Genomic DNA, 24,975 nt, shown 5'->3' with positions numbered 1-24,975 from the left:
GGATGCGCCCGCACCGGGAACGCGGGGAGGGTGGCGGTATGAGTGAGAACGCGCCCGCCCTGGAACTGGACGGGCTGACCAAGGTCTTCAACGGCACGACGGCGGCGGACGGGGTGAGCCTGTCCGTGCCGCGGGGAGCCATGCTCGGGCTGGTCGGCCCCAACGGGGCGGGCAAGACCACCTCGCTGTCCATGGCGGTGGGGCTGCTGCGCCCCGACGCCGGAACGGCCCGGGTCCTGGGCGTGGACGTGTGGTCGGACCCGGTCGGGGCCAAGCGCATGCTCGGCGTCCTGCCCGACGGCCTGGCCCTGCCCGAGCGGCTGACCGGCGGGGAACTGCTGAACTACTGGGGGCAGCTGCGCGGGCTGGGCCGGGAGGTGACGCGGGCGCGCGCCGAGGAGCTGCTGCGGGTGCTGGAACTGGACCGGGCCGAGGGGGACGCGGTGCTGGTGGCGGAGTACTCCACCGGCATGCGCAAGAAGATCGGGCTGGCCACGGCCCTGCTGCACGCGCCCAAGGTCCTGGTCCTGGACGAGCCCTACGAGGCCGTGGACCCGGTCTCGGCGCGGGTGCTGACCGCGATCCTGCGCAGGTTCACCGACGGCGGCGGCACGGTGGTGATCTCCAGCCACGTGATGGCGCTGGTGGAGCAGCTCACCGACCGGGTGGCCATCATCGCCCGCGGCCGGGTGCTGGCCGACGGGGCGCTGGAGCAGGTGCGCGGCGTGGACACCACCCTGGAGGACACCTTCGTGCGTCTGGTGGGCGCACGCGAGATGGAGGAGGGTGAGCTGGCGTGGCTGGCCTCCTGATCCGGTTGAAGTTCACCCTGCTGCGGCACTCGGCGACGGGGATGCGGCTGTTCGGGATCGCCCTGGTCGTCGGCGGGACCGCGCTGACCTGGTACCTGGCGGTGGCGGCGGCCTCGGACGGCGTGCGGGCGGACCTGCTCTGCCTGGCGTTCGCGGTGTGGGCGGTGGGCTGGATGCTCGGCCCGACCGTCGCCAACGGCACGGGTGTGCTGCGCTCGCAGTACTTCGCGCTGCTGCCCCTGGACCGGCGCCGGGTGGGCGCCCTGCTGCTCGTGACGATGTTCGTGGACCTCGGTCCCGTCGTCACGCTGCTGGCGCTGGGCGCGCTCGTGTGGCACGCGCTGGCGTTGGACCCGTCCGCGCTGGTGGTGGCGGTGCCGGGGGTCCTGGTGCTGTGGGTGTTCGTGGTGACGCTGTCCCGGCTGGTGTTCCGGGCGCTGGGCGCGGCGATGCACTCGCGGCTGGGCATGGAGATCGCGTCGGTGCAGTGGGGGCTGATCCTGGCCGGGCTCTTCTTCGGGTGGATGGTGGTGCAGCCCGCGTTCCGGGCGACGCTGAGCCTGAGCGAGAACGGTCTGGGCGAGGGCGTGGTGGGCGCCGTGCTGGCGGCGCTGCCGACCTCGTGGCCCGTACTGGCCGTGCAGGCCGCCGCGTCCGGTTCCTGGCCTGCGGCCGCGGCCTGGCTGGGCGGGTTCGCCGTGCTCACGGCGGCGATGGTGGTGGTGACCAGCGTGCTGCTGGCGCCCCGGGTGACCTCGCGCGGGGTCCGGCGGCGCCGCGGGAGCGGGAGCGGCGCGCTCACGCGCCGGGCGTTCGCGCTGCTGCCCGACTCCCCGCTGGGCGCGGTGGTCGGCCGGGAACTGCGCCAGTGGTGGCGCGACCCGTGGCGGGGCCTGGAGCTGCGGGCGTCGCTGTGGGCGGCGCTGTTCATGGGCCTGATGGCCTGGCCCACCGACCTGTACGCGTTCTTCGCTCCGTTCACGGGGGTGATCGCGGCCTTCGTCATGGCGCTGTCCACCTCGAACATGTACGGGCACGACGGCACGGCGCTGTGGCTGTCGGTGGTCGGCCAGGACCGGGACACGCTGCGCGCGGACGTGCGCGGCCGCCAGATCGCGATCCTGCTGCTGATCGCCCCGGCCGCGACCGCGTTGAGCGCGGTGTTCATCGCGGCCACCGGAGCCCACTGGGCGTGGCCGCTGGTGCTCACGGGCTTGGCGGCGTTCTTCGGCGTGGGCAGCGGGCTGGCGCTGCTGCTGTCGGTGGTGGCGCTCTCCCCCGGTGTGGACCCGCAGTTGCGGGTGGACGCCAACGACTCCGGCGACAACTCGGTGCAGGTGTGGATCGCGCTCGTGGCGCTGCCGGTGCTGTGCACGCCCTCGGTGCTGGCCGCCGTGTTCCTGTCGCTGTGGGGGCTGCCGTGGCTGGCGGTGCCGGTGGGCGTGTTCAACGGGGGGTTCGTGGCCTGGCTGCTGGGCCGCGTCGCCTACCGGAGGCTGGAGGCGCGGCTCCCGGAGACCTTCACCCGGATCCGGTACGGCCGTGAGGTCGCGCTCCAGACCGTGCCGAAACGGGGCGGATGGCTGGACCGCCTGGAGCGGTCCGCGATCGAGGGCAACGCCGAGACCAAGCCCACGGGCTCCTGAGGGACCGGCGGCCGTGCGACCCGGGACGGGGGCCGCGCGGCCGCCTTCTCGCGCGCGGGCCGCTCCCGGCGGCCCCACCGGCACCACGGGACACCGCCCCCGCCGCCCCCATGGCAGTTCGTGAGCCCGCGCCCCGAGTGTGACTGGGTGCACTCAGTGCTTCGTTGCACTTGGTGCAACCACCTCCGTACCGTGGAGACGTGGACAATCAGCACGAACCGCCCGCACGCGACCGGCGTGAGGCACTGAAGTCGCGCCACCGCCGCGCCATCGTGGACGCGGCCGCAGCGCTGATGACCGAACGCGGGGACACCGGCTTCACCGTCGACCAGCTCTCCGAACGGGCCGACGTCTCCCGAAGAACCGTGTTCAACCACTTCAGGTCCCTGGACGACATCGTCCTGGAGGTGTTCGGCGAGATGCTGGAGGCGATCGTCGACAGCATCGAGGCCAACCTCCCCGCCGTCACCGGCGACCGGGCGGGCAACATGTTCGACGAGTTCGCGGCGGCCATCCGCCGGACCGACCTGGTCACCCCGGTCACCCGGCTCAAGCGCCTCCTCCGGCAGCAGGGGAACGAACCCGCCCCGAGCCAGGCCGCGCTGTTCGAGCGGGCCATCAACGACGTGAGCGTCCGACTGGCGGCCATCATGACGCGCCGCCACCCGCACGCCGACCCGCTCGTGGTCGACCTCATGTGCGGCGCGGTCATCAGCGGCGGCACGATCACGGTCCAGCGCTGGGAGCAGACCACCGGAGGGGTCGACGACGACGACTCCCGCCGGGTCTGGGCCGACCTGCTGGACCGCATGCTCGCCGTGACCCGTGACGGCTACGGGAACGCCGGATCGCCCACCTCCTGAGAGCACACGCGCTCCCTCCCACCCACTCCGTTTGCAGGAACCATGGCTGAATTTCTCTACAGACTCGGGCGTGCGTGCGCACGTCGCGCCCGAACCGTCATCGCGGTCTGGCTGGCCCTCCTGGTGGCCTCCGGTACCGCCTTCTTCCTCTTCTCCGGCGAGCTGGAGGACAGCTTCTCCATCCCCGGGACGCCCACCGACGAGGTGGAACAGCTCCTGTCGCAGGAGTTCTCCGGGATGGGAGGCGGCTCGGGCACCGTCGTCTACCAGACCGAGGACGGCTCGGACTTCACCCAGGAGCAGCGGGAGGCGATAGCCGACCGCGCCGAGCAGGCCGCCGGGCTCTCCGGCGTGGAGGACGCGATCGACCCGTTCGCCACGGAGCAGCAGCGCGCCGACCAGCAGCAGGAGCTGGAGGAGGGCCGCGACGAGCTGGAGAGCGGCCTGGAGGAGCTCGAAGCCGGTCAGGCCGAGCTCGACGCGGGCCGCGAGCAGGCCGAGGCCGCCGGGCTGATCGACCAGGTCGGCCCCGGGCTCGACGCCGAACAGGCCGTGATCGACCAGAACCGCGAGGAGCTGGACGCGGGCCTGGAGGAGCTGGAGCGGGGTGAGGCCATGCTGGAGATGGCCTCGGAGATCCGTTCGGTCTCCGAGGACGGTGACACCGCCCTGGTCCGTATCGCCTTCAGCGACAGCCAGACCGAGATCACCCCGGAGACCCGCGACGCCGTCATGGAGGTCTTCGAGAGCGATCCCGTGCCGGGCACCACGGTCGACTTCGGCAACGACATGGCCATGACCATGCCCTCCCTGGTCAGCACCGCCGAGGTGATCGGCGTGATCGTGGCCGGTGTGGTCCTGGTGGTCATGCTGGGCACCCTGGTGGGCGCGGGCCTGCCGATCCTGACGGCGCTCGTCGGCGTCGGCGTGGCCACCCTGATCGCGATGTCGCTGTCCGGGGTGCTGGAGATGGCCTCGGTGACCCCGATCCTGGGCCTGATGCTGGGCCTGGCCGTCGGCATCGACTACGCGCTGTTCATCATCAACCGGCACCGCCGCCAGCTCAAGCAGGGCGTCGACGTCGGTGCGTCCATCGGCCTGGCCAACGGGACCGCGGGCAACGCCGTGGTCTTCGCGGGCACGACCGTGCTCATCGCGCTGCTGGGCCTGAACCTGACCGGGATCGGGTTCCTGGGCCTGATGGGCAGCGTGGCCGCGGTCTCCATCGCCATCGCCGTGTTCATCGCGATCACGCTCGTTCCGGCGCTGCTGTCGCTGGTGGGCGCGCGCATCCTGTCGCGCCGCGAGCGCGCCCGTCTCGCCGAGAGCACCTCCGCCGCCGGCGGGGACGCGCACGAGGCGGAGCGGGTCAAGCCGATGTCGACCGGCCGCGCGCTGGCCCAGGCCGCGGTGGCCGTGATCGCCCTGGGCGTGGTCGCCCTGCCCGCACTGGACCTGCGCCTGGGCATGCCCGACGGCTCCTCCGAGCCCACCGACTCCACCCAGTACCAGGCCTTCACCGCCGTGGAGGAGAACTTCGGCGCGGGGCAGAACGGCACGCTCCTGGTCGTGGCCGAGCTGACCGGCGGACCCGACGAGGAGTCCGCGGAGCGCAACGCCGAGGAGGAGCAGGCGCTGGTCGCCGAGGAGATCTACTCCCACGACGACGTGGCGGCGGTGGCGCCCATCGGCGTCTCCGAGGACCACACCCTGGCCATCTTCCAGGTCGTGCCCGTCGAGGGCCCGGCCAGCGCCTCCACCGAGCAGCTCGTGCACACCCTGCGCGCGATGGAGCCGATCGAGGGCACCGGCCCGCTGGGCGTCGCGGGCATGGCCAGCGGCAACATCGACATCTCCGAGACGCTGAGCGACGCTCTGCCGACCTACCTCGCGGTGGTCGTGGGCCTGTCCCTGGTGATCCTGCTGCTGGTGTTCCGGTCGATCTTCGTGCCGGTCGTGGCCACGCTCGGGTTCATCCTGTCCTTCTTCGCGGCGCTGGGCGGCGTGGTCGCCGTCTACCAGTGGGGCTGGCTGGGCGGCCTCTTCGGGCTGGAGAACACCGGACCGGTCCTGAACTTCCTGCCCACACTGCTGGTCGGGATCCTGTTCGGCCTGGCGATGGACTACATGCTCTTCATCGGCACGGGCATGCGCGAGGCCTACGTGCACGGTTCGCCCTCGCGGCTGGCCGTGGTGCAGGGCTTCAGGGCCGGACGCTCGGTGGTCACCGCCGCCGCGATCATCATGATCTCGGTGTTCGGCGGGTTCGTCTTCTCGCACAGCGTCATGATCAGCTCGATCGGCTTCGCGCTCGCCTTCGGCGTGCTCATCGACGCCTTCGTCGTGCGCATGGCGCTGATCCCCGCGCTGATGCACCTGGCGGGCAACGCCGCGTGGTGGCTGCCCAGGTGGCTCGACCGGATCCTGCCCGACATCGACGTGGAGGGCGCCTCCCTGGAGCGCCGCCACCCGCGTGAGCAGGGGGCCGGAACCGGCGGGGACGCCGACGGAACGACCGGCGACGCGTCGGCCGCCGGGGACACGGGTTCGCCCTCCCACAAGGAGGACGACACGGACCGGGTGTCCTCCGAGCGGCGCTGAGGCGCACGCGTTCCAGGGGCCCGGAGGCGGTGGTGACCGCCCCCGGGCCCTTCGCGTGCGGGCGCTCAGCCCCGGTTCCCGACCTCGCCGAAGACGCCGGTCAGCCCGTCCAGGAAGGCCGAGAGCGCGAGTTCGAAGCTCGCGTCGTCGATCTCGGCGGCGTGCTCGGGCAGCCGGTGGGCCTGGGACAGGTTCGGGTAGCGGTCCCGGTAGACGCGCACGTCGTCGTCGAACCCGCGCGCGAAGGAGTTGGTGGCGGCCCCCACGACCAGGTACTTGGTGGAGGCGCCGATCATCGTGGCGTAGCGGGGCGGCCATCCGGCGCCCACCAGGCCGCCGTGCACCGCGTCGGCGCGGCGCAGCGCCTCCTCGCGGCGTCCGGGCCCGGAGGAGACCACCGGCAGCAGATGGGGGTGCTCGGCCAGGGCGTCGCGGTAGGAGCGCGCCCAGACGGTGAGGCCCCGGCGCCAGTCCCCGCCCTCGAAGCCCGAGACGTCGATGCGCGAGGTGACCTCGTCCGCGACCTCGGTGAGCAACTCCTCCTTGGTGCGGTAGTGGCTGTAGAGGGAGGCCGCCTGCACGTCTAGCTCCTGGGCGAGCTTGCGCATGGACAGGCCGTCCAGCCCGTCGCGGTCGATGAGCGCGAGAGCCGCGCGGCGGATGCCCGGACGGCTCAGGATCGGCGTCTTGGGTCGGGCCACGGAGGGGTCCCCTTCTCCACTGCGGCGGACGGACCGGACCCTCCGGCGTCCGGCCCGATCATCGCACGTCGGCACACCGCGTGCGGCCCCCTGGCGGTGTTCGCGCACCTGGGGGCCCGTCTTCGGGGCCCGTGCGCCCCGGCATGGGGAGCTGTCCGGAACCGGACGCAGCACCCGTTTCCTCCTGTTCGGCGGCACCTCTTGCACACACCCGGGGGAAGACCGTACCCTCAAACCGAACGCCGTTAGGTTACTGGGGAGACAGGCCGTGATCGATTTCTCACTGAGCGATGAACAGCGCGCCGTCCGCGACTGGGTGCGGACCTTCGTCGAGCGGGAGCTGATGCCGCTGGAGAACGACGTGCTGCGCCGCGAGCGCGAGGGGCAGCCGCCCGGCCTCAACGCCGAGGAGCGCACCCGGCTGCGCGAACTGGCCCGCAAGTCCGACTTCTGGGGCGTGGAGACGCCGGTGGAGTACGGCGGTATGGGCCTGGACCCGGTCACCGCCGCGATCATCGAGATCGAGCTGGGCAGGACCTTCCTGACCTTCAAGTTCGGCGGCGAGGCCGACAACATCCTCTACCACGCCAACGAGGAGCAGAAGGAGCGCTACCTGCTGCCCACCATCGCCGGTGAGCGCCGCTCCTGCTTCGCCATCACCGAGCCCGGCGCGGGCTCCGACGCCAAGGCCATCCGCACGCGCGCGGTCCGCGACGGCGACACGTGGGTGGTCAACGGCGAGAAGACCTTCATCACCGGCGGCAACGAGGCCGACTTCGCCATGGTCTTCGCGGTCACCGACCCGGACAAGGGCGCCGACGGGGGCGTGACCTGCTTCCTGGTCGACCGCGAGGCGGGCTGGACCTCCGAGCCCATCGACACCATGGGCGAGCGCCGTCCGGCCTCCCTGGTCTTCCAGGACGTGCGCGTGCCGCACGAGAACATCCTGGGCGAGGAGGGCCGCGGCTTCGAGCTGGCCATGAAGTGGATCGGCAAGGGCCGCTACCTGCTGCCCGCCCGCGCGCTCGGCGGCTGCGAGCGCCTGCTGGACATGGCGATCGAGTACTCGCGCACCCGCGAGACCTTCGGGGCGCCCATCGCCGACCGGCAGGCCATCCAGTGGATGATCGCCGACTCCCAGACCGAGATCGAGGCGCTGCGCCTGCTGGTGCTGCACGCCGCGTGGCAGGTCTCGGTGGGCCGGGACTCGCGGCACGCGCAGTCCATCGCCAAGCTCTTCGGCGGTGTGAAGGCCAACGAGATCGTCGACCGCGTGATGCAGATCCACGGCGGCATGGGCTACACCCGTGAGCTGCCCATCGAGCGCTTCTACCGCGATGTGCGGCTACTGCGCATCTTCGAGGGCACGGACGAGATCCAGCGCCGCACGATCGCCCGCGACCTGCTCAAGGGCCACGTCAAGGTGGGCGCAACCCTGGGCTAGCGGCGGGACGAGGGGCCCGTGCCGCACGTGGGAGCGCGGCACGGGCCCCTGCCGTACGCGTGTGCCCCGATCGGGCCGCCTCCGCCCCGAGCGGGCCGGGTGCGTGCCCCCGGCCGGAGCGGCGGGTACGTGCCCCCCGGCCGGAGCGGGCGCGTGTCCCGACCGGTCGCCGAGGGGAGCCGGAGAGCGGGGCTTCCCGGGCCCGGGCGCGTGGAACCGGCCCGGACCGGGAGGGACCGCGGGCGGGGTGCGGCGACCACGCGGAGCCCTCTCCGGGAGAGGAAGAGGTCCTAGCGGACGCCGACCAGGTCGCAGACGAAGATCAGGGTCTCGTTCGGCGCGATGGCGCCGGGGGCGCCGCGCTCGCCGTAGGCCAGGTGCGGCGGAATGACCAGCTTGCGGCGGCCGCCCACGCGCATGCCCAGGACGCCCTGGTCCCAGCCCTCGATGACCTGGCGTCCGCCGAGGCAGAAGCTCAGCGGGGCGCCGCGGTTCCAACTGGCGTCGAACTCCTCGCCGCTGGAGAAGGCCACGCCCACGTAGTGGACGTCGACGGTGCTGCCGTGGCCCGCCTGGGCGCCTTCACCGACCTGGATGTCGGTGACCTCCAGCTCGGCGGGCGGCGGGCCCTCGATGAAGTCGATCTCGGGACGCTCAAGCGCCATGGTGGTACCCCTCGTGTGGTCACAGTGAACAGAGGGGCCCAGGCTATCGCTGCGCGGGAACCTCCTGGAGCAAAATGGACGTCCCGCCCGGGTGCTCTGCGACGCGCTCGCGCTGCCCTGACGCGGTCCCAGGCCTGAGTTCCGGAGTCCGGGCCTGGAATGTGAGATCCGCAGGCTGGGACCTGGAGTCTGGAATCTAGAGCCTGAGGTCTGGAGGCTGGGGACCGGGCTCTGGAACCTGGGGGCTGAAGGCCGGGGTCTGGAAGTCCGGGCCTCGGTTCTCAGGCCCGGAGTCTCGGGTCTCGAAACCCAGGTGTGGGAACCCGGGTCTGGGGTCTCGGGTCGAGAAACTCGGGCTTCGGGTCTCAGGTCCGGGGAGTCGGATCTCGGGTGCGAAGTCTGGGGTGTGGAATCCCGGGTCCCAGATCTCAGGTCCCGGATCTCGGGTGTGGGGGCTCGGGTCCCGGATCTCGGGTGTGGGGTATCAGGTGTACGGTCTCGGGTCCGCAGATCCGGGTCTCAGATATCGCCGACGGTGGCGGCGATGACGTGGCCGTGGCCCTCGACCTTGATCGGCCCGCTGTCGGCCTGCACGAACACCGACTCACCGCGCTGGAGGGTCATCCCCTGACCCACCTCGGCGACCAGCTCCACCTGCCCGTGCAGGGCGAGCAGCACGGTCGGCCCCTCCCCCGGCAGGTGGGCGGTGATGCGGCCGGGGCCGATCTCGTGCAGCGCGAACTCCGGGGCGGCCGTGCGGAACTCCCGGCGCCCTTCGCAGACCCCGGGTCTGGCGTAGGGGATGGGCAGCACCGAGAAGTCCACCACGTCCAGCAGCTCGGGCGCGTCCACGTGCTTGCCGGTCAGTCCGGCGCGCAGCACGTTGTCGGAGCTGGCCATCACCTCGACCGCGGTGCCCTGGAGGTAGGCGTGCATGTTCCCCGCGGGCAGGAACAGGGCCTGGCCCGGCCAGAGCGTGACCCGGTTGAGCAGCAGGGCGGCCACCGCGCCGGGGTCGCCCGGGTAGCGGTCGGCCAGGTCGGCGACGATGGCGCCGTGGGACCCGCGCGGACCGGAGTCCGACCACTCGCGCACGAAGTCGTCCAGCAGCCGGGCGCGCTCGCCCTCGGTGAGGGTGAGCAGGCGGGTGAGGGCGCCGCGCAGCGCGGTTCCGGCGTCGGTCAGGGCGAGGTCGCCGCGCAGCGCCACGGCCAGTTCGCAGGTGAGTCCGTGCAGGTCGGCGTGCGCGGCGGCGGGTTCGCGGAAGCCGCACAGCGCCTCGAAGGGCTCCAGGGCCAGGAGGAGTTCGGGCTTGTGGTGGGGGTCGCGGTAGTTGCGGTGCGGGGCGTCCAGGGGGATGCCCGCGCGCTCCTCGGCCTCGAACCCGGCGCGGGCGCGGACGGCGTCGGGGTGGACCTGGAGGGACAGGGGCGCCTCGGCGGCCAGGACCTTGAGGAGGAAGGGCAGTCGCCCGTCGAAGCGTTCGGCGGTGCGCCGTCCCAGGACGCGGTGGGGGTTGTCGGCGATGAGGCCGGGCAGGGGGCGCGGGCCGTCCTCGCAGTGGGCCGTGCTGGGCGCGCCGTGGTGGGCCCCCAGCCACAGTTCGGCCTGGGGTGTGCCGTCGGGTTCGGCGCCCAGCAGCCGCGGGATGGCCGTGCGCGCTCCCCAGGCGTAAGGCCTTACCTGGTTGGTGAGCCTGTGCATGCGCCCCCCGCTTTCCCGTCTGCGTGTTCTCACCCCGTGGACACCCCGGCGAGGCTGCAACAGTCTCGTGGAGGGCGCTGTCCCGGTCGACACGGCGCGCCCCACACCTTGAGGTAGTGCACACTTCACCTCGCGGGGTGGGCGGGCACCCCACGAACACGGGTACCGGCTGCGGCAACGAAGTTACTGGGAAGTAAACCATGATCGGAAGCACGTGAACAGCGCCACATCCTGACCTCCTCCTTCCACCCGGCGACGGGTCGGGCGCCCCGCGAAGCGGCGGGAATCCCGTACCGACCGCCCGTGGAGGCGACCGGCCGCCACCGCGCGGACCGTGCGGCTCACGGGCCCCGCGCTCCCCTGGCGGGGTTCCGTCATTGTCCCGCAGCGGCGCCCGTGGTGCCACGGCCCCGTCTGTGGAACCGCCTACCCGCCGCGCCGCCGAAACCTCTCCCTCCCTCCGGGGAACCGGGGTGCCCGGCGGACGGGCGACCGGTTAACGTGCTCTGGTCGTGTTTGTTCCCCGACGTGTGAGGCGGACACTTGAGGCTGCGCCAGGGCGGACCAGCGGACCTGTCAGCGGTACTGGAGACCTTCGACGCCACCGTGGCGTGGCTGGTCGAGCACGGGCGCTCCGCCCAGTGGGGCGACCGCCCCTGGTCACAGGACCCCCGTCGGGTCGCGCGCGTGAAGGAGCTGGTCGCCGAGGGCCTGTGGGTGGCCGAGGTCGGGGACGGCACGGCCGGGTTCCTCACCGTCACCGAACGGGCTCCCGGCTACGCGCCGCGGGTGCGCGAACGCGAGCTCTACGTCCACCTGCTGCTGGTCGCGCGCGCCTACTCCGGGCGCGACGTGGGCGGCAAACTGCTCTCCTTCGCCCGCAGGCGGGCGCGCGAGCGCGGCGTCGGGCTGGTGCGGGTGGACTGCTGGGCGGGCGGGGACGGGGCCCTGGTGCGCTACTACGAGGGGCAGGGGTTCACCCCGGTCGAGCGGGTGCCGGTGGGCGGCACCGAGGTCCAGATGTTCGAGTACCGGGTCTGAACCGACCGGGGCCGAACCGGGCCGGGCCCTCAGGAGCGGCGGGAGGAGGGCGACCGGCCCGGTCGGCGGACGCTCAGCGCTCGCGGCGCACCTTGTCGGAGGCCTCCACCAGGCGGTCGATCATCCGCTGCGTCAGCGCCGGGTCGGGCTGGGGCAGCCCGGCGATCGCCGCCATGTACAGCCCGTCGCCCGCGCGCAGGATGATCTCGGCCAGGACCGGGTCGGTGAGCTCCTCGTGCAGCAGGTCGCCCCAGCGGCTGAAGAGGCCCTGGACCGTGCGGACGGCCTCCTCGGGCATGTCCTCCTGGCCGCGCAGGGCCGCGATGACCGCCCAGTACAGCTCCCGTTCCTCGGGGCTGCGGGGCAGCGAGGTGCGCAGGAAGACGCGGACCACGCCCTCCTCCCCCTCCACGGCCTCCCGGAACTCCTCCTCCGCCAGCACGCGCAGGCGCTCGATGAGCCCGGTGAGCATGGCGGCCTTGGACGGGAAGTGGTACAGCAGTCCTCCCTTGGACACCCCGGCGTCACGGGCCACGGCCTCCAGGGTCACCGCGGAATAACCCTCACCGACGAGGATGTCCTGTAGGGAGTCGAGGATGCGGTCGCGGGTGTTCGAAGCGTTCACGATTGACACTGTACCGGCTGGACGGTACTGTACCGTCTGGACGGTTGAAGAGTCCCGGGAGTACGCCCCCGGTCGACCAGGCTTCCCGTCCTTCCGCCCGGCCGTTCGCCCTCCGCATCCCGCCGGTCCGAACGCGCCCTCACAGCCGTGCGGCGCGCACACAAGCGACACGTAACGAGGAAAGATGAGTTCCGCCCAGACCGGAAACGGCACCGTCGGCGCGCGCGGCCGCGACGGCGCGACGCCCACCCTCGCGGGCCCGCGCGAATGGACCGCGCTCGCCGTCCTGGTCCTCCCGGTGATCCTGATCTCGGTCGACTCCACCGTGCTCGGGTTCGCCGTCCCCGCGCTCAGCGAGCAGCTGCGACCCGACGCGGGCCAGCTGCTGTGGATCGTCGACGTCTACGGCTTCGTCCTGGCCGGACTGCTGATCACCATGGGCTCGCTCGGCGACCGCATCGGCCGACGGCGCCTGCTCATGATCGGCTCGGCCGCCTTCGGCGCGGCCTCGCTGCTCGCCGCGTTCTCGCCCACCGCCGAGGTGCTCATCGCGGCCCGCGCCCTGCTCGGCCTGGCGGGCGCCTCACTGATGCCCTCGACCCTGTCGCTGCTGCGCAACATCTTCCTGGACCCGCGCCAGCGCCTGCTGGCCATCGCCCTGTGGGCGTCGGGGTTCTCCGGCGGCGCGGCGCTCGGCCCGATCCTGGGCGGCTGGCTCCTGGAGCACTTCTTCTGGGGCTCGGTGTTCCTGATCAACCTGCCGGTGATGGCGCTGATCCTGGTGCTGGTCCCGCTGCTGGTGCGCGAGTCGCGCAACCCCGACTCCGGCCGTCTCGACCCGCTGAGCGTGGTCCTGTCCATGGCCGCGATCCTGCCCGTCGTGTACGGCGTCAAGAACCTGGCCACCGAGGGCCTGGCGGTCGTCCCGGTCGCGTCCCTGGCGGTCGGCCTCGGCCTGGGCTACCTGTTCGTCCGGCGCCAGAAGGCCCTGGACGACCCGCTGATCGACGTGGGCCTGTTCCGGTACCGCGTGTTCAGCGTGGCGGTGGCCACCAACCTGATGATCGTGTTCTCGCTGGTGTCGTCGCTGTTCTTCCTGACGCAGTACCTCCAGCTGGTGCTGGGCATCTCGCCGATGCGGGCCGGTTTCGTGCTGGTGCCCGGCCTGGTGCTGTCGGTGCTGGCCGGACTGGTGGCGGTGCGGCTGTCGCGCCACCTGAGCCTGGCCACGGTGATCGGCGGGTCCCTGCTGGTGACCGCGACGGGGTTCGCGGTCCTGGTCTTCGCGCCGCAGGGGAACGTGGTGACCGGTGTGGTGCTCGTGACGACGGGCTTCGCGCTGATCGCCACCGGCTCAGGGTTCGCCGAGACGCTGACCAACGGCGCGATCATGTCGTCGGCCCCTCCCCAGCGCGCGGGCGCGGCCTCGGCGATCTCCGAGACCGCCTACGAGCTGGGCGCGGCGCTGGGCGTCGCGCTGCTGGGCAGTGTGCTGACCGCGTCCTACCGGGCGAACCTGACCACAGTGGAAGGCGTGCCCTCGGAGGCTGTGGACGCCGCCCGGGAGACCCTGGGCGGGGCCGCGAACGCCGCCGCCGACGTGGGCGGCGCCGCGGGCGACGCGCTGATGCTCGCCGCGCGGACGGCGTTCACCGACGGCATGCACCTGACCAGCGTCATCGCCGTGGTGATCGTCCTGGCGGCCGCCGCGCAGGCATGGGTGCTGCTGCGCGGGCGGGGCAACCCGGCGGTGGAGCCGGTGGAGGGCCCCGCCGAGGGGGCCCTGGAGGAGACGGTCGAGGCCGTGGGCACCGCCGGGACCGCGGGGGCCACGGTGGCCGCCGAGGCCGCGGGCTCCGAGGAGGCCGAAGGAACCACGGGTGCCGGGCAGGAGCCCGCTCCGGCGGCCGCCGACCCGGCGGCCGGTGACACCCAGGCCGCGCCGGAGCGGACCCGCTCCGACGGCTAGCAGGTGAGGGTCCGGGCCCCGGAAGGCGACGCCTTCCGGGGCCCGGCGCGTGTCCGCCCCCTGCGGGGTCACACCCCTGGGGCCGCGCCGCGGAGTTCTGTAGGGTCCTCGCATGAGAACGCGGTTCGGTCGCCCCGACGTCGTGGAGGCGAGAGGACCCCTGGTCCGGTCTCTGAACGGGGAGCGGGGACGGCCTTCCGGCGGACGCGGGACCGGCCTCTGAGCCGACGCCGGACCGGCCTACGGGCGGACGCGGGGGCGTTCTTAGGGCACGCGGAGCAGCTCCACCTCGCCGCCGTCCCAGTCCGGCGGCACCACCGCGTAGGCGTCGGCCAGCGCGGCGCCGCGCAGACTGCCCGGACGGTCGTGGCCCACCGGCCGCGCCCGGCCGCGGTCCAGACGCACCGCGACCAGCCGGGTGTCCCGGGGGTGGGCGGTGACGGCGCCCTCCAGGGCGGCGCGGGCCAGACCCGTTCCGGGGTCCGGGCGTCCGGTCATGGCGGCCAGCAGGGGAACCAGCAGGGTGGCCGCGGCGACCAGGGCGGCCCCGGGGTTGCCGGGAAGTCCCACGAACACGGTCCGGTCGGTGTGCGCGAGCAGCTGCGGGTGGCCCGGACGGCAGGCGACCCCGTCCACCGCGACCTCGGCGCCCAGCTCCTCCAGGACCGAGCGCAGGTGGTCGGCCGGGCCCCGGGACGAGGAACCGCACACCGCGACCACGTCGCCGTCCGCACCCGCCAGCGCGTCGAGCAGCGGGCGCCGCTCGTCGCCCAGGTGGCGCAGGGACGCGATCCGGCCTCCCGCTCGCTCGACCACCCCGGGCAGCGCCGGACCGATGGCGTCGCGCACGCTGCCGTCGCCGGGCAGCCCCGATGTGGTGATCTCCTCACCGGTGACCAGGACCGAGACCCGGGGGCGCAGCACCGGCAGGGTGTCGTGGCCCAGGCTGGCGGCCAGACCCAGTGCGGCGGGGCCGACCACCGCTCCCCGTTCGAGGACGGTCTCGCCGGGGGCGGTCTCCTCCCCCGCCCAGCGCACGTGGCGGCCCGCCTCAGCGGGCCCTTCCACCGTCCCGTCCCGGACGGCGGCCAGCTCGTAGGGCACGACGCACTCCGTGTCCTTGGGCACACGGGCGCCGGTGGCGATCTCGACGGCCTCGCCCGGGCGCAGGCCCACGGGCGCCTCAGCCGCTCCCGCCAGCTGCCTGCCGACCAGCCGCCAGGGCCCCGGGCCCGACACCGCGAAGCCGTCCATGGCCGAGGCGTCGAAGGCGGGCAGCCCCGTCAGTGCGTGCACGTCCGCGGCGAGGACGGCGCCCAGGGCGTCCTCCAGGGGAAGCTCTCGCGGAACCGGGGGCCTGCCGCCGCCCAGGAGCCGGGCGGCCACGCGCGCCCGCGGCCACGACCGGTGCCCGCCGTGTCCCCCGGTGCAGCCGCCCGCTCCCATATCCGTCTCCCCCTCGTCACGCCGGTGTCCTCCATTGTCCACCCGGGCGCATGACGCGGACGTTAACGTCCGCTCCGACGGCCCCGGCGCGTCCTGCGACCGCACGGCCGCCTACCCGCGCCGAGAGCGCCGAACCGGCCCCTCCCAGCGCCGATTTGCCGTCTGCCGACTTTCCGCTAGAGTTCTTACCAGCAGCACGGCGGGGCCCACGGGCCGGACGCCAGGCAGCAAGCGGACGTGGCTCAGCTGGTAGAGCATCACCTTGCCAAGGTGAGGGTCGCGGGTTCGAATCCCGTCGTCCGCTCGGAGGAGACGCGAGGTGCCCCGGCGCCTTACGTGCAACTCGGTGGAGTGGCCGAGAGGCGAGGCAGCGGCCTGCAAAGCCGTCTACACGGGTTCGAATCCCGTCTCCACCTCCCCATCGCTACACGCGGGCGGTTAGCTCAGTTGGTTAGAGCGCTACCTTGACACGGTAGAGGTCACAGGTTCGAATCCTGTATCGCCCACCAGCATCACCGCAGGTCAGAGGGTTTATCTGACATGTGAGTGAAGACCGGTCAGCCCAGACTGGGAGATATCTGGGAGATCGTCTTCGAAGCGGGTTCCTCCGGGAGCCCGCTTTCGCTGTTTCCACGGTAGTGCTCTTCGAGCGTCGGCGCCACGGTGAAGAGCCACTCGCGATCCCGGTCCGTGAGGGCCGTCACGCTCCCCCGCCACCGGTTCTCGAGCACGCTGAGTACACGCCGCTTCATCTCCGGGGTCACATGCTCGTAGACCCGGGCCATCCCCGGCACCCGGTGTCCCAGCCGCGCCGCGCGGGCCACCTCGGGGATCTCGTCCTCGGCCAGCCACGTGCGGTGGGTGTGGCGTCCCTCGTTGAACGTGAACCCCGGCAGCAGCGGACGCCGCCACCGGGCCTCACCGCTACGGGGGTCGCCGTCCCAGGCCGGACGCCAGAAGCGGGCCCGGAAGTTGCCCCGGCGCAGCAACCCGCCCCGGGGGCCGCTGAAGAGGTAGTCGTCCTCGCAGTCCTCGATCAGCTCCGTGTAGAGGGTGTCCAGGAACGGCGGGAGCTGGATCCACCGCTTGCCCGCCGGGGTCTTGGGGCTCGGGGCCCTCTCCAACCTCCCTCCGACCTCGCGCAGCGGTGTGCGCACCGGGACAGCGTGGTTGATCTCGTCGTAGTCGTGCGGTCTCAAGGCGACCAGTTCCGACCAGCGTGCGCCGGTGTAGCCGTTCATCAGCGCCAGCACGAACCCCGCCCTGCCGAAGGTCTCGTGCAGCCGCAGGGCAGCGCGCAGGAACTGGGCCGGGGTGGCCACCTGCCGTTCGGCCTCGTACTCGCCGCTGGTCACCCGGACTCCGCGGGCGGGGTTGGCGGGGATCTTGCGGGCCTTGACCGCGACCTCCAGCAACCGGGAGAAGTAGGCGAAGATCGACGCCACCGAGGGCTCGGCCAGCTCCTCGTGCAGGTCCCTCACCCAGCGTTCGATCTCCAGGTAGTCGTTGAAGACCGCGCCCAGGGGCCAGTCCTCCCACTGGGGCAGGATGTGGCGGTCCAGGTAGGAGCGGTACTTGGCCCGGGTGTTGCCCGCCAACCGGGCGGCGTCGAAGACCTCCTCCGCGAAGACGCCGAAGCGGACCTCGGCCTGGGCCGGGTCGATCCAGGTGTGGCGGCGGATGTCGGTCTCCTGGTCACGGCCCCAGGTCAGAGCCGCTTCCTTGGTCGCGAACCCCGACTCCGAGGCCCAGGCGCCGTTGGGTTTCTTGTACTTCACGCGCCAGATTTTGCCCCGGCGTTCTGCGTACGCCATGCGTACTCCCCTTCTCGGGTGTGTTTCAGGTGGCGGTGCGACGAGCGCGTGGGGAGCCGGTGACGGGATCGCGGTGGCCGTCGCGGATGATCTGCTCGAGGTCGCTGGAGCTGAAGCGCAGGTGCTTGCCGATGAAGGTGCAGGGCACCTGGCGCGCGGAGGCGCGCTTGCGCAGCCAGGACTCGGGGACCTTGAGCAGTGCGGCGGCCTCCGCGGGAGTGAAGACCTTCAGCTCCGGTCGGTCGCGCTCGTCGCAGCCCGCACGGTAGTGGCGTTTTCCCTGCTGGGGAACGCTTTCGCGGTTGCGACCTGTGCCTTGCCGTTCGGTGCCGCTGCCCTGGTGCGGCATGCCGCCTGGTGTGGAGGCGTCCCGGTTCACCGACGACCCTCCCCACCCGGTTCTGTGTCGGTAAGAGCGGTCTCAGCGAGCAGGTGCCGCACGGCAGTGCACGCCTGCTGCGGCACCACCCCGTTGCCGAGCGCCTGGAGCTGGGCGGCGCGCGGCAGGGCGAGGTCAGGGTCGGTGACCCAGCCTTCGGGCAGGCCCATCATCCACTCGACCAGCGCGGCACTCAGCCGGGGCTGTCTCCGGGTGCCGGGTTCGGTGGGAGGGGGTGCCGCTCTGCCGAGCACCTTCGCCCACCGTTGGATGGCGGGTTCGTAGGCGCCCCATGCGTACGCGAACGGCGCCGCTGCGGCTTCGGGGTGGGGTCGCTGGTGTGGGTAGCGATGGCCGCGGAGGGCAGTGTGGGGCGCCCGCGTGAATCCCTCTGCCGAGGACTGCCTTTGGTGCCGTCGCTGGCCAAGGGTGTGGGCAGCAGAGGTTCGGGGGCGCGGGTGCGGTTCGTGGTGTGCGCAGTGCGGGTGCGTGCGTACGCGGGAGTGTGGGGCGGGTGACACAGCACATCGCCGACCCGCACCTGCCGCTTCTGTCGCGTGCGCTGATGCGGATCGGAGGAACCCCGGTGGCCGTCGCTGGCGCACGGGGTGGGCAACAACGAAGATCCGTTCGCGGCGGTGGCACGCGCCGATGTCGCAGGCGCGTACGCAACACCAGCTCGCGTCATACCCCGCGCGGGCCAGGTCCGCGAGTACGCGGTCGAATCCTCGGCCTTTCCAGCGCAGGGCGGCCACGTTCTCCAGCACGAGCAGGCGGGGTCGTAGATGGCGAACGGCGTCCATGACCTGGTGCCAGACACCAGAGCGTGTTCCTTTCTCGATTCCGGCTCCTCGGCCGGCTGCGCTGACGTCCTGACAGGGAAACCCGGCGGTGAGCACCTGAGGCGGCTCTACCACCGTCCAGCGCACCGTTGCCAGGTTTCCGAGGTTGGGAGCGTCGGGGAGCCGGTGCGTGAGCAACCGGGTGATGTGGGGGTCGTTGTCGGCTGTCCAGAGCAGCCGGGCGTTGCCGTTCAGGGCCGCGGCCACGCCCATGTCGAGCCCGGCGTAGCCGGTGCACAGGGAACCGATCGTCACCGCAGCAGGGTCAGGGGCGGCGAGCTGGTTCGGCGGCAGGGTCGCGGTCATCGGGTACCGTCCCCGTTCGTTGTGCCGACGGTGGCAGGGCCGTGGCATGCCCATGGCACACACCTGTCCGTCGCGGCATCGGTGTCGGTGCTCAGGTCGACCTGGTCCAGGGGTGTCCGGGAGGGGTGGAGGAAGAAGGTGGTGCCGGGCGGCATGCCGTGCGTTGCCACCTGGGGGCGGCCGTGCCGGACCAAGGTGTCCACCGCGACCGCGTCGGCGAACACGTCCGGCTCCGTTCGCCTCAAACGCGCCCAGGACCGGTTAGAGCGGTGGGGGCATGCCGTACACGACATGTCCGCGGCCGGGTCCAGGCCGTGGTGGAACAGCAGCGCTTGGCAGTCCTGCGCGCTCCAGCCGAGGTCGGCCAGAGGTCGGTGCAAGCGCACGAACGAGGGACCGACGGCAGGCCCCTGATGAGCTTGGCCGGTGCCGGTTCCTATCGCGCACTGGGCCACGATGCCGTCGGGGATCGGGGTGGGGCGGGGGTAGCCGAGCAGGCGGCGGATGCGCTGGGTCAGGGCCATCGCGGTGCTGCGTGCGCACCCTTGGGGAAGGCGTCCCGAGGTTCCGTCGGGGTGGAGGGTGAACAGGGGGAGCAGCGGCATGGGGCTGCGGGGGTTGAGGGTGCGGTGGGCGATCGGCGCGATCTTGACCGCTTCCCAGCCGATGGCGGCCTCGGAGGCGATACCGCGCAAGCGGTCCAGGATGTGGTAGCCGCTGGCCGGGTACCACCCGGTGTCGGGGACGAGCACCGCGTCGAAGGGAGGCAGTGCCCGGTGAGCAGCCAGGAGGAGCAATGCTGCGGCTCCGGGGCTGCCGTCCAGGAGCAGCAACCGCAATCGTGGTTGCGGAGTGGGTGTTCTCATCGCGTGGTCGGCCGGTATCGAACGCCTCTACCCGTCAAGAGGACCGAGGGACCCGATTTCGCTCACTAGCAGTGCACGTAATGCGCACGCAAGGCTATCGCTGGCTGAGGTTTCAGAAGAACAGCGCCGCCGTCAACTCAGACGGCCTTTTCGACCACGAAGAGAGATCGCCGATGGACGAGAGCTACGTGCGCCTGTCAGTGCGTAGGGACCATGTGTGGGTACGCAGTAGAGGTTGCCTGAGGTGGTAGGAACTGCACCTTCCTCCTAAACTCAGAAAACCGCGCCTCCATCGAGGCTCTGTTAGACGAGCGCGACTGTACCGACGCTGAGTCCCTGCTACGCAGACGCAACGGCAGTAAGGCACTCATCGGAGTCATGAACGCGGTGTTGCACAGACTCAGCGACCGAGACCTCAGGCCTATGCCTAGGCAATACAGTCAAGTTGTCCAGTTGTTCGAGCCTAGGAGCCGGGATGTCGGGACACGCCAGCACTGCACTCACCGACCGTGCTGGCACGGCAATCGTGGAGTTGATCGTCACCCAGGATCTGGGCTGGATCTTTCGGGAACAGACGGTCGTGGACCAAGGCGTTGACGGCCATGTCGAGGTCGCCGTCGAGGGTCACGGGACAGGGCGCTTGATCGCTGTGCAGATCAAGTCGGGCCCCTCATATTTCCGGCGCGTCAAGGGCGGTTGGGCCTTCTATTACTCCGCACGCGAGCGGCAACTGTGGCTCGGCCACGCCCTACCGGTGATGGTCGTCATGGTCGATCTGGACAGCCGGAAAGCTTACTGGCAGCGGATCAGTCCTTCGACGGAGCGGCAGACCAAGAAGGGTTACGCGGTGACGCTCCCCGTGGACCAGACTTTGGACACGGCTGCGGAGGCGTGGGAGCTGGCCGCGAGCGGCTTGGAGCAACGTGCTACCGAGAGGTACGAGGCGAATCTCGAAGTTCTCCCGCCTCCAGTTCGCGGATTGATCGAGACCGAGGGCGCAGGTGGTGCGCAAAGTGAACTCGTCGCGCTGCACCTTGCCGAAGGCCGTGCAAATCCAGCCGGTACTGCACAAGCGCTCATGACCGCACGACCGACGTGGATGCGCACCCAGACTTCCTGGGCCTGGCGCGCGTTGGCCTCTTACTGCGCTAACCACGACGCCATGCGCGAAGCCGCGGACGCACTGGAGATCGCGGCGGAGTCCGGTGGTGATGCATGCGGCGAACGCCTGGCTGCCGCTGCCATTTACAGCGCCGTCCAGGACAGGACCAGAGCAGGCGAGTTGGTGAAGGCGGCCCGAGAACGCGGCGGCGCAGACTTGCTCGTAGCAATCGTCGAGGCCGGGCTTGAACACCCGGAAGGTGATGCCTCTTCGCTGCGTATCGATGCAGTCCTCGCCGCCGGAGGGACGGACATCAGCACGAACGCGACTGCGCAGGCCTTCCTCGCCGAACAGGCGCTCCGAGCTCGTGACTTGGACAGGGCAGCCCGTCATGCCGAGCGCGCGTTGACGCTGGGACCAGAGGCAACCGAAGTCATGGCCCTCGTCGCGCAGATTTACGTACAACGTGCCTTGACCACTGATGCCCAAGTCAACGACATGACACGGGCAGTGGAATTGTTGAGTGCCGCTGTTGAGCAGCGTCGCCAATGGGCGGGGCCCACGCTCGATCTGCTGGTCAGTCTCGCGCGAGTGCTCACGCTACGTGGCGAGCACGGCGCTACACTGCGCTGGCTGCTTCCGCCACCGTATGGAACAGCCAGCTCTGGGGAGGCCAACGATCCGGTCCTGTTGCGGTACGCCCTAGGGGCGGCGCACTGTCACGGTTCCTCTGAACTTGTCGATTCGGTGACGGCTCAGATGACGGGCAGTTTCGAAGATCGGGTTGCACAGGCGCAGCTCGGTCTCCTTAAGCTGACCGAACCAGAGACGAAAAAGTTGTGGTCTGAAGAGCTTTCTCGAGCCGAGGCCGACCAGGATTGGGAAGCGATCGCTCAGGTAGTACATCGTCTTGCCACGTTGGGCGTCGATGTCGTTGATCGTCTCGATCCACTGATGCGTAACGGCATCCTCCCATTGGGCACTCAGCGGTTGCCGAAGGCGGTCCTTGTCCTTCAGCAACGCCCCGAGGAAGGGATAGCTCTGCTGCGTTCCCTGGCTTCTGAGGATGTCAGCGCGGCTGAGTACTTGGTCCAGACACTGGTGTCCATGGGCTATGTCGATAATGCTGCTGAGGCCTGTTCTGCAGCCTTCGAACGGTTCCGAAGTTCTCAGTTCCTGACACAGCGTGCCTTGATCATTTTTGACAAAGACCCGGAGCAGGCTGAAAGTGCCCTGCGGGAGGCATTGAGGATTGAAGAAGCACCTTTTGAGCAGCTTATGCTCGCCACTCGCCTGGCAAAAATCGCGACCGATGCTCATCGGTGGTCAGAAGCAGAGTCAATCCTGTCGACCGCGCTCACATACCAAGATCCTCCTCCGGACGCACTGGTATGGAACCTCACCGAAGTTCAGATCTTCGGAGCTGCTGGGGATCGGGCCGCAGCGACTATTTCCCGTCATCGCCCCCAATGCCGTTCCGAAGCCGAGGCGCGCCTGTGGGCGACTGCGATGATCAACGTCGCATGGGACGACGCCATCGCCTCGGAAGCAATTGCTTTGGCCTCTCGATTCTCTGACACTCCCGATCTGGCAACGGGTCTGCTGACGCATCTCGTCACAACGACCCGCACCGCTACCGATGAAGACACGACTGAACCAGATAGCTCCTACGACGAGAGCAACGTCCTGGAGACGACTCCTACTGATGACCGCCCCATGGTACCTACTGATTTGCACCGACGTGCATTCGAGGTACTCCAAGAGCTGATCGAGACCCACGGCGCGGCCACCGGGGCACAGGTCATCCAGGGCTCCTCGTCCGAAGAAATGATGGGAAAGGTCATTGAGCTGGCTCGAAGCTCCGCGCCACCGGACCTCACCGATCTGCTGAACAAGATCGCTCGCGGCCAATTTCCCGCAGGCGTAGTGGCATTCGTGGCCCGCACCACCTACACCGCAGTGCTAGTACGTCGGGCTGCGGGGCAGCTCGTCGCTGTCGCCGTCAACGACGATGAGCACCAGGGTGAGATTGAGGCTGCGACCAAGGCGAGAGAAGGTCCAGCAGTCGTGGATCTCTCAACTCTGCTCGTGCTCTCCCAGCTCTCAGATGCAGACATCCTCACTGGTCAGGTTTCCGCCATGCTTCTGCCTCGCATGGCTAAGCAAGATGTGCTGCGAGCATCAGTCGAAGCGCAGAGCCTGGGAGCAAGTACGGGCAGGCTGGGATGGGACGGTCGTTCCGGGCGTCCAGTCTTCTACGAACAAACTGGTGAGGAATACCGCCTTGTGCGCGAGCGCACCGAGGCGATGGAAGCTATGGTCCGGCGTACATTGGTCAAGGACGTAACTCCGTCGACGTTGTTCGGGGACGTGTCGGACATGATTCGAAATGCACCATGGACGGCCGCGATCGAGCTGGCAGCGCAGGAAGGTGTGCCTCTGTGGTGCGACGACCTCGCGGTGCGTCAACTTGCTCGGAGTATCGGTGTTATGGCCTTCTCCACTATGGCTATGGCCGAAGTGCTACGTGACTCGCGACTTCAGTCAGCAGCAGGGACTGATGAGATCGACGGGGCAGTCCAATTCGCAGCACGTGTCACGGAAGAGCTGCTGGCTGAGTACGTAGTCGACATCCCAGTCACCTTCGAGCAACTTACCGCTCAGGCATCAGCAGACGGCTGGGTTCCTGCAGCAGCTGCTTGGGCGATCTCTCGACCCGCTTGGTGGGGATGGCAGGAGGATCCGATCAATGAACTCCTGCAGCTGTATGCGACTATCAGAGAATCTGATGCGACACAACTTCCTGAATGGCAGTATGCCGCAATGTTGGGGGCCGCTCGATGGAGGTCAACCCCTGAGGAAATTAGCCGCATTTTGGCAATCCTTGCACTTCTCGGATGGGACCATAATGTCAACGACGAACCGGTTTTCGAAGATCTCGCCAAGAGCTGCCGCAACGCCCGTCGCGTCGCCAGAGATTTCGAAGATGCCGGCGATCCAATGCTAGCCCTCCCCGCAGCTCGTGCATTTTTAAGCGAGGCTGGAGTCGTCAGGTCTGAGGAAACTGTGCGTGCACTTATTGCTGAGCTAGGCTCTCCCCAATCTGAAGCCTGAGCGTTTCACGCTGAACCAATTTGAGACCAACCTGCACCATGGAAAAATTCTATGCATATTCAGCACCCAGAAGACCAAAAGACGATCAATCGCGCAGCAATAATTAACAAAAACGTGATGCACCAACAAAGACTAAGTCGAGGATAAAGCTAAAAATTCTTCCCTTCTTGGCGCCCTCACAGGACTCCTTTACGCAGGCCAGGGTGCTAATATCCTGCTGATTTTCTGCTCATTTGTTGCGAATCAAGTTGTGCTCCATGGAAACCCCGACACGAAGGGAGTTGCCATGCTGCACGACCAAGAGCGGCCCTTTGAGGTGCTGCGGCGTTCGGTGGAACTGATCACCTGCGGCTCTGGGCAGCCGACACTGCCGACCTGGGATCTGGACGAGGTCGACGCCCGGCAAGTGAGCGCTGCCCAGGTCATAGAGCTGTTGCGTCACGCCCCTCAGGAAGTCACTGACGCCCTCTGGCACCGCCTTTTCGCCCGTTCCCGGGCAGGCGAGGCGACCTGGACGGTGATCGCGGCCGGAGCGATGCTGCCGCGCATGGTGGTGGCCTGTTCCCGGTACGCGCGGGTTTCCTCCCAGCACATCCCCGACGTGGAGGCGGAGATGCTGACCGCGTTGCTGGAGCAGGTACGGTCCCTACCCCTTGAGGCAAGCGATGTGGGAGCGCGGCTGTGGTCGGCGGTGGCCAACACCGCCAACCGGTACGGCTACCGCCACGCCCGCGACGTGTACCGGTGTGTGGAGTACAACCCCAACGCGCACGCCACCGACCAGGCCGCCGACGGGCGAGGGCCGGTGACCGTCTTGGCCGATGCCGTTCTCACCGGAGCCCTGTCCCCGGTGGAGGCCGACCTGATCGCCCGCACCCGGCTGGAGCGCAGCACCCTGGCCCGAGTCGCCGAGGAACTGGGGTTGACCTACATCACCGCACGTCGCTGGCGCCGCTCGGCCGAGGAGAAGCTGACGGCCGGCCTGGAAGAAGAGAAGTCCACGGAGACGATGAGCGCTATCGCACCCTGAATTCC

General features: G+C 70.0%; 18 protein-coding genes, 3 tRNA genes and 1 pseudogene. 12 read left to right on the top strand and 10 right to left on the bottom strand.

From position 1 onward, the window contains the following. Positions 1-38: 38 nt before the first annotated feature. From ACSTA4_RS10170 to ACSTA4_RS10155, 4 genes are all read left to right on the top strand, one after another. Positions 39-812, top strand: a complete 774-nt coding sequence (locus ACSTA4_RS10170) for an ABC transporter ATP-binding protein (RefSeq protein ID WP_444963302.1) — start codon at positions 39-41, stop codon at positions 810-812. After that, on the top strand, positions 797-2,458 hold the full coding sequence (locus ACSTA4_RS10165; RefSeq protein WP_444963301.1) for a hypothetical protein: 1,662 nt from the start codon (positions 797-799) through the stop codon (positions 2,456-2,458). The genes ACSTA4_RS10170 and ACSTA4_RS10165 overlap by 16 nt, the downstream gene beginning before the upstream one ends. A gap of 200 nt (positions 2,459-2,658) precedes the next feature. Then, positions 2,659-3,321: a TetR/AcrR family transcriptional regulator gene (locus tag ACSTA4_RS10160; protein WP_444963300.1), complete on the top strand. Its 663-nt coding sequence runs from the start codon at positions 2,659-2,661 to the stop codon at positions 3,319-3,321. A gap of 42 nt (positions 3,322-3,363) precedes the next feature. Further along, the gene (locus ACSTA4_RS10155; RefSeq protein WP_444963299.1) at positions 3,364-5,922 is read left to right on the top strand and encodes an MMPL family transporter; all 2,559 of its coding nucleotides are present in this window, start codon (positions 3,364-3,366) and stop codon (positions 5,920-5,922) included. A gap of 65 nt (positions 5,923-5,987) precedes the next feature. Here the strand turns inward: ACSTA4_RS10155 and ACSTA4_RS10150 are convergent, their stop codons facing one another. Beyond that, complete coding sequence (locus ACSTA4_RS10150; RefSeq protein WP_444963298.1) at positions 5,988-6,623, bottom strand: TetR/AcrR family transcriptional regulator; 636 nt, start codon at positions 6,621-6,623, stop codon at positions 5,988-5,990. A 268-nt stretch (positions 6,624-6,891) separates the two neighbouring features. Between ACSTA4_RS10150 and ACSTA4_RS10145 the strand changes: the two genes are divergently transcribed. Next, positions 6,892-8,067 (top strand): acyl-CoA dehydrogenase family protein, encoded by a 1,176-nt coding sequence (locus tag ACSTA4_RS10145; RefSeq protein ID WP_358419450.1) that lies wholly within the window; start codon positions 6,892-6,894, stop codon positions 8,065-8,067. Positions 8,068-8,357: 290 nt separating this feature from the next. Here ACSTA4_RS10145 and ACSTA4_RS10140 read toward each other — a convergent pair whose 3' ends face one another. Both ACSTA4_RS10140 and manA read right to left on the bottom strand, forming a co-directional pair. Beyond that, complete coding sequence (locus tag ACSTA4_RS10140; protein WP_444963297.1) at positions 8,358-8,732, bottom strand: FKBP-type peptidyl-prolyl cis-trans isomerase; 375 nt, start codon at positions 8,730-8,732, stop codon at positions 8,358-8,360. A gap of 519 nt (positions 8,733-9,251) precedes the next feature. Beyond that, entirely contained in the window at positions 9,252-10,436 is a 1,185-nt protein-coding gene (gene manA, locus ACSTA4_RS10135; RefSeq protein WP_444963296.1) for a mannose-6-phosphate isomerase, class I, read from the bottom strand. Positions 10,437-10,979: 543 nt separating this feature from the next. Between manA and ACSTA4_RS10130 the strand changes: the two genes are divergently transcribed. Further along, positions 10,980-11,477 (top strand): GNAT family N-acetyltransferase, encoded by a 498-nt coding sequence (locus ACSTA4_RS10130; RefSeq protein WP_444963295.1) that lies wholly within the window; start codon positions 10,980-10,982, stop codon positions 11,475-11,477. Between the two features lie 73 nt (positions 11,478-11,550). On the opposite strand, the gene ACSTA4_RS10125 is transcribed toward ACSTA4_RS10130, so the two are convergent. Next, the gene (locus ACSTA4_RS10125; RefSeq protein WP_248774416.1) at positions 11,551-12,102 is read right to left on the bottom strand and encodes a TetR/AcrR family transcriptional regulator; all 552 of its coding nucleotides are present in this window, start codon (positions 12,100-12,102) and stop codon (positions 11,551-11,553) included. A 184-nt stretch (positions 12,103-12,286) separates the two neighbouring features. On the opposite strand from ACSTA4_RS10125, the gene ACSTA4_RS10120 reads away from it, so the two are divergent. Further along, positions 12,287-14,071: an MFS transporter gene (locus tag ACSTA4_RS10120; protein ID WP_444963294.1), complete on the top strand. Its 1,785-nt coding sequence runs from the start codon at positions 12,287-12,289 to the stop codon at positions 14,069-14,071. 264 nt (positions 14,072-14,335) lie between these two features. Here the strand turns inward: ACSTA4_RS10120 and ACSTA4_RS10115 are convergent, their stop codons facing one another. Then, complete coding sequence (locus tag ACSTA4_RS10115; protein ID WP_444963293.1) at positions 14,336-15,517, bottom strand: molybdopterin molybdotransferase MoeA; 1,182 nt, start codon at positions 15,515-15,517, stop codon at positions 14,336-14,338. A gap of 231 nt (positions 15,518-15,748) precedes the next feature. On the opposite strand from ACSTA4_RS10115, the gene ACSTA4_RS10110 reads away from it, so the two are divergent. The 3 genes from ACSTA4_RS10110 to ACSTA4_RS10100 all read left to right on the top strand — a co-directional run bounded on the left by ACSTA4_RS10110 (position 15,749) and on the right by ACSTA4_RS10100 (position 16,026). Next, positions 15,749-15,821: transfer RNA gene (locus ACSTA4_RS10110), tRNA-Gly, on the top strand. Positions 15,822-15,862: 41 nt separating this feature from the next. Continuing rightward, positions 15,863-15,933: transfer RNA gene (locus ACSTA4_RS10105), tRNA-Cys, on the top strand. Positions 15,934-15,949: 16 nt separating this feature from the next. After that, a tRNA-Val gene (locus tag ACSTA4_RS10100) sits at positions 15,950-16,026 on the top strand. A 48-nt stretch (positions 16,027-16,074) separates the two neighbouring features. Here the strand turns inward: ACSTA4_RS10100 and ACSTA4_RS10095 are convergent. The 5 genes and pseudogenes from ACSTA4_RS10095 to ACSTA4_RS10075 form a co-directional block, all read right to left on the bottom strand. Next, complete coding sequence (locus ACSTA4_RS10095; protein WP_444963292.1) at positions 16,075-17,295, bottom strand: tyrosine-type recombinase/integrase; 1,221 nt, start codon at positions 17,293-17,295, stop codon at positions 16,075-16,077. Between the two features lie 61 nt (positions 17,296-17,356). Continuing rightward, positions 17,357-17,710 (bottom strand): helix-turn-helix domain-containing protein, encoded by a 354-nt coding sequence (locus ACSTA4_RS10090; protein ID WP_444963291.1) that lies wholly within the window; start codon positions 17,708-17,710, stop codon positions 17,357-17,359. Further along, positions 17,707-17,964 (bottom strand): hypothetical protein, encoded by a 258-nt coding sequence (locus ACSTA4_RS10085; protein WP_444964317.1) that lies wholly within the window; start codon positions 17,962-17,964, stop codon positions 17,707-17,709. Before ACSTA4_RS10085 ends, ACSTA4_RS10090 begins: the two co-directional genes overlap by 4 nt. A 354-nt stretch (positions 17,965-18,318) precedes the next feature. Continuing rightward, a pseudogene (locus ACSTA4_RS10080) lies at positions 18,319-18,858 on the bottom strand (DNA cytosine methyltransferase); the annotation flags it as partial. Further along, positions 18,855-19,697 carry a hypothetical protein gene (locus ACSTA4_RS10075; RefSeq protein WP_444963290.1) on the bottom strand — a complete coding sequence of 281 codons (843 nt, stop codon included), beginning with the start codon at positions 19,695-19,697 and terminating at the stop codon, positions 18,855-18,857. The pseudogene ACSTA4_RS10080 and the gene ACSTA4_RS10075, both read right to left, overlap by 4 nt. A gap of 502 nt (positions 19,698-20,199) precedes the next feature. Between ACSTA4_RS10075 and ACSTA4_RS10070 the strand changes: the two genes are divergently transcribed. Continuing rightward, positions 20,200-23,940, top strand: coding sequence for a DUF4365 domain-containing protein (locus ACSTA4_RS10070; protein ID WP_444963289.1), 3,741 nt, complete (start codon positions 20,200-20,202; stop codon positions 23,938-23,940). Between the two features lie 286 nt (positions 23,941-24,226). Beyond that, entirely contained in the window at positions 24,227-24,970 is a 744-nt protein-coding gene (locus ACSTA4_RS10065; RefSeq protein ID WP_212643403.1) for a sigma-70 family RNA polymerase sigma factor, read from the top strand. Positions 24,971-24,975: the final 5 nt, after the last annotated feature.

It is taken from the genome of Nocardiopsis sp. M1B1 (assembly GCF_052466615.1).
Note: the sequence above shows the minus strand (reverse complement) of the source record. Positions and strands in the feature narration are given on the sequence as shown.